Source organism: Streptomyces sp. B93, assembly GCF_018070565.1.
GTDB lineage: Bacteria > Actinomycetota > Actinomycetes > Streptomycetales > Streptomycetaceae > Streptomyces.
Genome location: NZ_JAGPXL010000117.1, coordinates 1 through 1,068, shown reverse-complemented (window position 1 = coordinate 1,068; position 1,068 = coordinate 1). Strand labels below are relative to the sequence as shown.

At 72.0% G+C, this 1,068-nt stretch carries 2 protein-coding genes; both read right to left on the bottom strand.

The genetic code is table 11. The annotated features are described in order from the left end of the window. Positions 1-351 (bottom strand): hypothetical protein (locus KBY47_RS36175; RefSeq protein ID WP_210928877.1); only part of this gene is annotated, 351 nt, incomplete at its 3' end. Next, complete coding sequence (locus KBY47_RS36170) at positions 348-1,067, bottom strand: response regulator transcription factor (protein ID WP_210928875.1); 720 nt, start codon at positions 1,065-1,067, stop codon at positions 348-350. The genes KBY47_RS36175 and KBY47_RS36170, both read right to left, overlap by 4 nt. Position 1,068 lies beyond the last annotated feature (1 nt).

Below are 1,068 nucleotides of genomic sequence, written 5' to 3'. Positions count from 1 at the left end.
CGGCGAGGTCAGGCTGAGCGCGGCCAGCTCGTCGGCGGCCCGGGAGGCGGAACCGGTGCTCAGGAGAACCCTGTTGTCCGCGTCGACGGCGACCGTGCCCAGGGGTGTGCCGAGGAGGGCGCCGAGCTGGTCGGCGTCGGCGGTCTGCGGACCCTGGCCGATGACCCGCGTCAGACGTTCGGCAGTGGCCTTGAGGGTGTCCTGGTTGCGCTTGTCCAGGAAGCTCTCCAGCAGGAAGGCGCTGATGACGGCGCTGGCGGCCAGACCGAAGACGAGCAGGACGGCCAGCCCGGCGAGCAGGCGCAGTCGGACGCTGGAGACGGCCCAGGGAAGACGGCCGCGGAGTTTCACGTGTCGTCCTGCTCTCGGAGGGTGTAGCCGACGCCGCGGACGGTGTGCAGCAGGGGTGTGTGTCCGTGGTCGATCTTGCGGCGGAGGTTGGAGACGAAGCGTTCGACGACGACGGTGTCGCCGCCGAAGTCGTACTGCCAGACGGCTTCGAGGATCTGGGCGCGGGAGAGGACCTGGCCCTGGTGGGTCAGCAGGTGGTGGAGCAGGCGGTATTCGGTGGGGGAGAGGTCGATGAGCCGGCCCGCGCGGCGGACCTCGTGGCGGGGGTCGTCGAGGGTGAGGTCGGCGCAGCGCAGGGCTGTCTCCTCGGTGGCGGGTGCCGTGCCGCGGGCGCGGCGCAGCAGGGCCTGGAGGCGGGCGCCGACCTCGACGACGCTGAAGGGTTTGGTGACGTAGTCGTCGCCGCCCAGGCGCAGTCCGCGTACCCGGTCCTCGACGGCGTCGCGGGCGGTGAGGAAGAGGACGGGTACGTCGATGGCGCGTTCGCGCAGGAGCTGGAGGATCTCGAAGCCGTCGGCGCCGGGGAGCATCACGTCCAGGACGACGACGTCCGGGGGGCGGCGGGCGACCCGGTCGAGGGTCTCGGTCAGGTCGCCCGCCGCGTCCACCTCGAACCCGGCGAACTCCAGGGCGGAGACCAGCAGGCGCCGGATGCCGGGATCGTCGTCGACGACGAGGACACGGTCGGCGGTCCCCGGTGTGCTGACGGCGTTCATG

What these genes read in the sequence shown, in the direction of transcription:
- KBY47_RS36170 (WP_210928875.1), bottom strand. Translation starts at nt 1,067, where the DNA reads ATGAACGCCGTCAGCACACCGGGGACCGCCGACCGTGTCCTCGTCGTC.